The sequence below is a fragment of the Rhodococcus sp. NPDC057014 genome, from assembly GCF_042673295.1.
In the GTDB taxonomy this organism is placed as follows: Bacteria; Actinomycetota; Actinomycetes; order Mycobacteriales; family Mycobacteriaceae; genus Rhodococcus_F.
On record NZ_JBHUSF010000442.1, the window covers coordinates 1 to 5,814 of the forward strand.

A 5,814-nucleotide genomic window follows, 5' to 3' on the forward strand; every position below is an offset into this window, starting at 1 on the left:
ACTGTCGTGCCGTGCCGGAGCAGGTCGTCGGCGACGGCGGCCGCCTCCCGGTCGGCGCCGAAGATCGTGATCGCCTCGGGTGCGGGGTCGCCGGATTCCAGGTACTCTCGGACGTCGCGGACCCTGCGGGTGCCGGCCCCGGGAAGGTCGACCGCGGGTCCGCGGCCGCCCGTCGCGAGCACGATGGCGTCGAAGTCCAGGCCGGCCAGTGCGGCGGCGTCGACCCGCATGCCGGGGTGGCAGGTGACGTCGAGGTCGGCGAGTTCGGCGAGGTACCAGTCGACGATCCGCGAATACTCGGGATACTCGTGGAGCCGGGACGCCAGCGCGAAATCCCCACCGAGGCTGTCGCGTTCGTCGTAGAGGTCGACGCGGTGCCCGGCGACGGCGAGGTCGCGGGCGGCCGCCATGCCGGACGGTCCGGCCCCGACCACCGCGACGCGGACGGGCACGTCCGCAGGCGTCGACGGCTGCTCGAGTTCGCGGCCCACCCACGGGTTGACCGAGCACGGGACGGGTCCGGCTGCGAGGCTGTCGATGCAGTAGTTGCAGGCGATGCACGGCCGGTACCGGCCGCCGTCCAGGGCTCGGTTCGGGAAGTCCGGATCGGCGTGCAGGGTGCGGGCCATGCTGACGAAGTCGGCCTGCCCGGATTCGATGATCTGCGCGGCGATCTCGGGTGAGCTGATCCGGCCCGCGACGCCGACCGGGATGTCGAAGTCCCGCGTGTACTGCCGGGAGTACGGGGCGAGGAGGCCGCGCGGCCACTCACCGGGCTGGATGATCCACTGCCCCGATTCGTAGTTGCCTGCGGAGACGTCGAGGAAGTCGAGCCGGTCGGTGTCGATCGCGTCGATGCGGGCGCGCGTCGTCTCGGCGTCGAGTCCGCCGTCGATCGCCTCGAACGCCGAAAAGCGGAGTCCGAGAGCGATACCCGGGGCCATGCTGCGGACGGCGTCGATGACGCGGTTGACGAACAGCGTCGGGTCGGCCCACTCGTCGTCGCGGTGGTTGTACGCGGGTGAGAGGAACTGGTGGATGAGGTAGCCGTGACCGCCGTGCAACGAGATGACATCGATTCCGGCCTGCTGACAGCGTGCGGCGGCCTCGCCGAAGCATTCGACGATGTGCTCGATGTCGTCGCCGTCGAGTTGCTCGGGCATGTCACCGCCGACCACCGCGCAGGGGATCGGTGACGGTGCGACGGGGACGAATCCGCTGACGGCGCCCTGCGCGGTGCGGCCGCCGTGGTTGAGTTCGACACCCACCAGCGCGCCCTGCGCGTGGATCGCGTCGGCCAGCTTCGCGATGCCCGGGATCCGTTCGTCGACGTCGACGCCCATCTGCCGGATGCGGCCCTTGCCGTCGGCGCGCACGTAGCTCGCCTCGGTGAACACGAGGGCCGCGCCGCCCGCCGCGCGGCGTTCGAGATACGCGATGTATTCGTCGGTCATCGTGCCGTCGACCTCGCAGTAGTTGCGTTCCATCGGGGCCGACACGAAGCGGTTGCGCAGTCGCACGCTGCCCAGGTCGAGGGGCGCGGCGAACGGGTGCGCGGTCATCGGGACTCCTCCAGGACGGTCGGGGTGGACTGCTCGGCGAGCAGGTCGCCGAGGTGGCGCCGCATGCGGTCGGGGTCGGGGGTGACGCCGGTGAGGAGGGCGAACGTGTCGGCCGCCTGCGCGACGAGCATCTGGCCGCCGTCGAGGACGGCGCAGCCGAGAGTGGTTGCCGCCAGGACGAGTTCGGTGCGCAGCGGGCGGTAGACGATGTCGGCGACCCACAGCCCGGGATGGAGCGCGCCGGTGTCGAACGGCGTTCCCGGATATCCGACCATGCCGATCGGGGACGCGTTGACGACGCCGTCGCAGTGCGCCAGGTTCGCTTCGATCGCGTCGAGTCCGATGGCCGTGACCGTCGTCTGCGGGAACGCGGCCTCGAGGCGCGCGCAGACGTCCGCGGCACGGGACGGGTCGACGTCGGCGATCCGCAGGTCCCGCACCCCGGCGGCGGCGAGCGCGTAGGCGACGGCCGAACCGGCACCGCCGGCGCCGGCGAGAACGACGCGTCCGAGCGCGGCGTCGGGCAGTCCGCGGCGCAGCGCGGCGAGGAACCCGCTGTGGTCGGTGTTGTGCCCGATCAGCCGGCCGTCGCGGACGACGACGGTGTTGACGGCACCGAGAAGTCGTGCGTTGCCGGACAGTTCGTCGAGGGATTCGGCGATCGCCTGCTTGCACGGGTGGGTGATGTTGAACCCGGTGCAGCCTGCCGCGACGGCACGCCGCAGTGTGTCACCGGACCTGTCGACGGGGATGCCCTCCGCGGCGACGTCGATCAGGTCGTAGCGGTAGTCGGGGAGGCCGAGGGCGGCGGCCTCGTGTTCGTGCAGCGCCGGGGACAGGGACGTGGCGATCCCTGCCCCGACGAGGCGGATCCGGTGCCGGGTGGATTCGGGGTGCATGAAGATCTCCTGCAGAGGTGTCGGTCAGGCGTCGTTGCGGACGAGCGCCTGCTCTCGCGTGCCGGCCGTCGTCGCGTCGGGTTCGCCCAACTGCTCGGTGGGGGTGCGGTAGGTCTCGGGACCGGTGAGCGCGGCGGCCGAGGACAGCAGGGCGAAGCCCAGGCACATCCAGGCGACCGGGGTCCAGTTCGCGGTGTCGCCCGCCGACAGCCACTGCGCGATGGCCGGGGTGAAACCGGCGACCAGCAGTCCCAGCATGAGGCTCACGGCCATTCCGGTGTACCGGACCTTGGCGGGGAACTGCTCGGGGAAGTACGCGGGGTACACGCCGTTGGGCATCGCGTAGAACAGGCCGATCAGGACGATTCCGGCCGCGAACACCATGGGCACACTGCCGGTTCCGATGGCGTGGAAGAACACGAAGACCATGCCTGCGGCGCCGACGGCGCCCGTCACGAACACCGGCTTGCGGCCGATCCGGTCGGCGAGGATGCCGAACAGCGGCTGGGTGAGCACCGCGACGAAATTGGCGGTGGCGATGGCCCACAGCATGGTGGAGCGTTCGAGTCCGGCGACCTGCACGGCGTACGCCAGCGCGAAGACGTTGACGATCGTGTTGATCATCGCGAACGTCGCGCTGAGGCTGATGCGGATCACGGTGCGCCAGTGCGAGCGGAACATCTCGACGACGGGAATGCCTGCCGTGTCGTCCTGCTCCTTCAGCTCCTCGAAGACGTCCGGCTCGTCGAGCTTGCGGCGCAGCCAGACCGCGACACCCGTCACGACGATGCTCAGTAGGAACGGCACCCGCCAGCCCCACGAGTAGAGCGCGTCGTCCGGCAGGGCGGCCACGGGAATGAACACCAGGCTCGAGATGACGATGCCGAACATGATGCCGCTCATGGTGAACGAGGTGAAGAATGCGCGGCGACGGTCCGGTGCGTGTTCGAGGGTCAACGCCGAGGATCCCGGCGATTCACCGCCGGCGGACAGGCCCTGCAACAACCGCAGGAGCACCAGGATGACCGGCGCGGCCATCCCGATCTGCTCGTACGTGGGAAGGCAGCCGACGACGACCGTCGCGATGCCCATGAGGAGCAGACAGGCCAGCAGGGAATTCTTGCGGCCGTATCGATCGCCGAGGTGCCCCCACAGCACGGCGCCGAGCGGACGCGCGATGTACGCGACGCCGAGCGTGCCGATCGACAGCAACGTCGCCGTCGCTCCTCCTCCCGGGAAGAAGATCTTCGGGAAGACGAGCGCTGCCGCGGACCCGTAGATGAAGAAGTCGTAGTACTCGAGCGTGCTGCCGAGGAATCCCGAGACGGCGGCCCGGCGGGCGTTCTCGTTCGGTTGTCCCCCGGTGTCGCGTGTCGACGTGCTTGCCATGGTGTTCCTTTCGTCCCAGGATCCGGTGTCGCCGCGAGGCGTTCTTCGGAGGTGACTCACCTCACACGAAGTTCCGGACCGTGACGAGCGTGTCATGGCGGACTATGCGCAGTCCAGCGCAAAAAAAGTCTTAGATAAAGATCGAAAAGGTCCTAATCTGGGGTCGGCAGGATCTCCTCCGACACCGCGAGCGCCACCCGGAGCGCATCGGAGACACGACGGGGCGCCCAGGCGAGGCCGTGGTTCATGTAGATGGGCTCGCCGGTGAGGGGCACGAACACCGTGCCCGGGGGCGTGATCGCAGCGATGCCCGACGTCATCAGCGCCACGCCGACACCCGTCGCCACCAGCATCAGGATCATGTACGGGTCGGTGATCTCCTGGACGACACGGGGACGGAACCCCGCATCGACGCAGGCGCGCATCGCCACCTCCTGCAACGCCGAACCGGCCGACAGCGGCGTCGTCACGAACCCGTCCTCGGCGAGGTCGCGCAGGTCGATCTGCGGCTCCGACGCGAGCGGGTGATCCGCGGGCAGCACAGCACCGAACGGCTCCCGGCGGATCAGCCGCGTCGACACCGAGGCCGTCTCGACGGGAAGCCCGACGAACGCGAGATCGAGTGCGCCACTGTCCAGTTGGGTGATGGCGTCGCGGGTCATGATTCGCCCGACGAGGGTGAGTTCGATGTCGGGGTAACGCTGCCGGAGCGCGCGGGTGAGCGGCGGCAGGGACAGATGGTTGAGCACGCCGGTGAAGCCGATCTTGATCCGGCCGTACACGCCCCCGGCGGACGCGCGGGTGGCCTGACGCGCGATGTCGACGCTCTCGAGAATGCGGTAGGCGTGCGGCAGGAACGTGTGGCCCGCCGACGTGAGCGCGACGCTGCGGGTGCTCCGCTCGAACAGCGGCACGCCGATGTCCTTCTCGAGTTTGCGCACCGTCTGGCTCAGCGGCGACTGCGCCATCTGGAGTCGCGCGGCGGCCCGGCCGAAATGCAGTTCTTCGGCGACGGCGACGAACGCTTGCAGCCAGCGAATCTCCATCGGATTCCCTTCGGCGAGTTTGACGAGTGTGGCTCAGCCCATATATTCCAATTCGTACACAGTGCGAAACAGATCATTCCGATTTCGCACATAGAACAAGACTAATGCGCACACAGTCGCGAGGAGAAACCACCATGGTCACGTATCCCGAGGGCGCGACCGCGCTCGTCACCGGCGGCGCGAGCGGAATCGGTGCGGCGTGCGCGAAACGCCTCGCCGACGCCGGAGTCCGCGTCGTCACCGCGGACGTCGCCGCAGGGGCCGACGAGCGCCTCGACGTCACCGACGCCGACGCCGTCGAGAACCTCGCCGCACGCCTCGGCCGCGTCGACATCCTCGTCAACAGCGCCGGTGTCGTGGGACCCTCGGCGCCACTGGTCGACGTCGAACTCGAGGACTGGCGCCGCACGTTCCGCATCAACGTCGAGGGGACGTTCCTCGTGTGCCGCGCGTTCGTGCCCGCCATGACCGGCGCCGGCTGGGGACGGATCGTGAACATGGCGAGCATCGCGGCCAAGGATGGCAATCCCGGGCAGAGCGCCTACTCGGCGTCCAAGGCGGCGGTGATCGCGTTGACGAAATCGCTCGGCAAGGAGATCGCGACGACCGGCGTCCTCGCCAATGTGGTCGCCCCGGCGGCGGTCGAGAGCCCGATGAACGCCGGCACCGACCCGGCGATCCTCGCACGCTCGCAAAGTCTCACCCCGATGGCCCGGATGGGACGGCCCGAAGAGATCGCCGAACTCGTCGCATGGTTGTCGTCCGAGGCGCTCAGTTTCTCGACCGGTGCCGTCTACGACGCCAGCGGTGGCCGGGCGTCGTACTAGTGGTCTGTCTGCGATTTGATCTTGTGGAGGGCGGTGCGGCCGCGTTGGACTTTGGCGATGATGTCTTCCGCGGTCGCTTTCCACACGAAGG

At 69.1% G+C, this 5,814-nt stretch carries 5 protein-coding genes; 1 reads left to right on the top strand and 4 read right to left on the bottom strand.

Going from position 1 to position 5,814, the window contains the following annotated elements:
* The 4 genes from ACFTZB_RS42170 to ACFTZB_RS42185 all read right to left on the bottom strand — a co-directional run.
* Positions 1 to 1,562: FAD-dependent oxidoreductase (locus ACFTZB_RS42170; RefSeq protein WP_378441391.1), on the bottom strand; the 1,562-nt coding region annotated here is incomplete at its 3' end.
* The gene (locus ACFTZB_RS42175) at positions 1,559 to 2,461 is read right to left on the bottom strand and encodes a shikimate dehydrogenase (protein ID WP_378441392.1); all 903 of its coding nucleotides are present in this window, start codon (positions 2,459 to 2,461) and stop codon (positions 1,559 to 1,561) included. The genes ACFTZB_RS42170 and ACFTZB_RS42175, both read right to left, overlap by 4 nt.
* A gap of 24 nt (positions 2,462 to 2,485) precedes the next feature.
* A complete protein-coding gene (locus tag ACFTZB_RS42180; RefSeq protein ID WP_378441394.1) occupies positions 2,486 to 3,850 on the bottom strand; it encodes an MFS transporter in 1,365 nt (454 codons plus the stop codon).
* 152 nt (positions 3,851 to 4,002) lie between these two features.
* On the bottom strand, positions 4,003 to 4,896 hold the full coding sequence (locus ACFTZB_RS42185; protein WP_378441396.1) for a LysR family transcriptional regulator: 894 nt from the start codon (positions 4,894 to 4,896) through the stop codon (positions 4,003 to 4,005).
* 134 nt (positions 4,897 to 5,030) lie between these two features.
* On the opposite strand from ACFTZB_RS42185, the gene ACFTZB_RS42190 reads away from it, so the two are divergent.
* Entirely contained in the window at positions 5,031 to 5,723 is a 693-nt protein-coding gene (locus ACFTZB_RS42190; RefSeq protein ID WP_378441398.1) for an SDR family NAD(P)-dependent oxidoreductase, read from the top strand.
* Positions 5,724 to 5,814: the final 91 nt, after the last annotated feature.

Bases quoted from the DNA above. Each gene is read 5' to 3' on its own strand.
- ACFTZB_RS42190 (WP_378441398.1), top strand. From the start codon at position 5,031: ATGGTCACGTATCCCGAGGGCGCGACCGCGCTCGTCACCGGCGGCGCG.
- ACFTZB_RS42180 (WP_378441394.1), bottom strand. From the start codon at position 3,850: ATGGCAAGCACGTCGACACGCGACACCGGGGGACAACCGAACGAGAAC.
- ACFTZB_RS42175 (WP_378441392.1), bottom strand. From the start codon at position 2,461: ATGCACCCCGAATCCACCCGGCACCGGATCCGCCTCGTCGGGGCAGGG.
- ACFTZB_RS42185 (WP_378441396.1), bottom strand. From the start codon at position 4,896: ATGGAGATTCGCTGGCTGCAAGCGTTCGTCGCCGTCGCCGAAGAACTG.